Genomic DNA, 2,114 nt, shown 5'->3' with positions numbered 1-2,114 from the left:
ACGGGCCTACGTTAGAACACCAGCCATTAAAGGGTGGTATTTCAAGGATGGCTCCATGCAGACTGGCGTCCACACTTCCAAGCCTCCCACCTATCCTACACATCAAGGACCAGTGTTCAGTGTCAAGCTATAGTAAAGGTTCACGGGGTCTTTCCGTCTTGCCGCGGGTACACTGCATCTTCACAGCGAGTTCAATTTCACTGAGTCTCGGGTGGAGACAGCCTGGCCATCATTACGCCATTCGTGCAGGTCGGAACTTACCCGACAAGGAATTTCGCTACCTTAGGACCGTTATAGTTACGGCCGCCGTTTACTGGGGCTTCGATCAAGAGCTTCTCCTTACGGATAACCCCATCAATTAACCTTCCAGCACCGGGCAGGCGTCACACCGTATACGTCCACTTTCGTGTTTGCACAGTGCTGTGTTTTTATTAAACAGTTGCAGCCAGCTGGTATCTGCGACTGGCCTCGGCTCCGAAAGCAAGTTTCTTCACCTAACGCCAGCGTGCCTTCTCCCGAAGTTACGGCACCATTTTGCCTAGTTCCTTCACCCGAGTTCTCTCAAGCGCCTGAGTATTCTCTACCTGACCACCTGTGTCGGTTTGGGGTACGATTCAATGTTACCTGGAGCTTAGAGGCTTTTCCTGGAAGCAGGGCATCTGTCACTTCAGCACCGTAGTGCCTCGTCATCACGCCTCAGTGTTATCAGCCGTCCGGATTTACCAAGACCGCCCACCTACACGCTTAAACCGGGACGACCGTCGCCCGGATGACATAGCCTTCTCCGTCCCCCCTTCGCAGTAACACCAAGTACAGGAATATTAACCTGTTTCCCATCGACTACGCTTTTCAGCCTCGCCTTAGGGGTCGACTCACCCTGCCCCGATTAACGTTGGACAGGAACCCTTGGTCTTCCGGCGTGCGGGTTTTTCACCCGCATTATCGTTACTTATGTCAGCATTCGCACTTCTGATACCTCCAGCCTGCCTCACGACACACCTTCAACGGCTTACAGAACGCTCCCCTACCCAACAACACTTACGTGTCGCTGCCGCAGCTTCGGTGCATGGTTTAGCCCCGTTACATCTTCCGCGCAGGCCGACTCGACCAGTGAGCTATTACGCTTTCTTTAAATGATGGCTGCTTCTAAGCCAACATCCTGGCTGTCTGAGCCTTCCCACTTCGTTTCCCACTTAACCATGACTTGGGGACCTTAGCTGGCGGTCTGGGTTGTTTCCCTCTCCACGACGGACGTTAGCACCCGCCGTGTGTCTCCCGTGATAACATTCTTCGGTATTCGCAGTTTGCATCGGGTTGGTAAGTCGGGATGACCCCCTAGCCGAAACAGTGCTCTACCCCCGAAGATGAATTCACGAGGCGCTACCTAAATAGCTTTCGGGGAGAACCAGCTATCTCCCGGTTTGATTGGCCTTTCACCCCCAGCCACAAGTCATCCGCTAATTTTTCAACATTAGTCGGTTCGGTCCTCCAGTTAGTGTTACCCAACCTTCAACCTGCCCATGGCTAGATCACCGGGTTTCGGGTCTATACCCTGCAACTTAACGCCCAGTTAAGACTCGGTTTCCCTGCGGCTCCCCTATACGGTTAACCTTGCTACAGAATATAAGTCGCTGACCCATTATACAAAAGGTACGCAGTCACACCCTAAAGGGTGCTCCCACTGCTTGTACGTACACGGTTTCAGGTTCTCTTTCACTCCCCTCGCCGGGGTTCTTTTCGCCTTTCCCTCACGGTACTGGTTCACTATCGGTCAGTCAGGAGTATTTAGCCTTGGAGGATGGTCCCCCCATATTCAGACAGGATACCACGTGTCCCGCCCTACTCATCGAGCTCCCAACACCAGCGTCTTCGGATACGGGGCTATCACCCTTTACTGCCGGCCTTTCCAGACCGTTCTCCTGACGCTGATATTGTTGATGGCTCTGGGCTCCTCCCCGTTCGCTCGCCGCTACTGGGGGAATCTCGGTTGATTTCTTTTCCTCGGGGTACTGAGATGTTTCAGTTCCCCCGGTTCGCCTCTTGACCCTATGAATTCAGGTCAAGATAGTGCAACGGATTGCACTGGGTTTCCCCATTCGGGTATCGCCGGGTCT

1 rRNA gene is annotated in these 2,114 nt (G+C 53.5%); it reads right to left on the bottom strand.

The annotated features are described in order from the left end of the window. Nucleotides 1–2,114 (bottom strand): 23S ribosomal RNA (locus tag AAC855_RS21060); the annotation flags it as partial.

Origin of the sequence: Xenorhabdus bharatensis (genome assembly GCF_037996705.1) — a bacterium.
Lineage (GTDB): Bacteria > Pseudomonadota > Gammaproteobacteria > Enterobacterales > Enterobacteriaceae > Xenorhabdus > Xenorhabdus bharatensis.
Note: the sequence above shows the minus strand (reverse complement) of the source record. Positions and strands in the feature narration are given on the sequence as shown.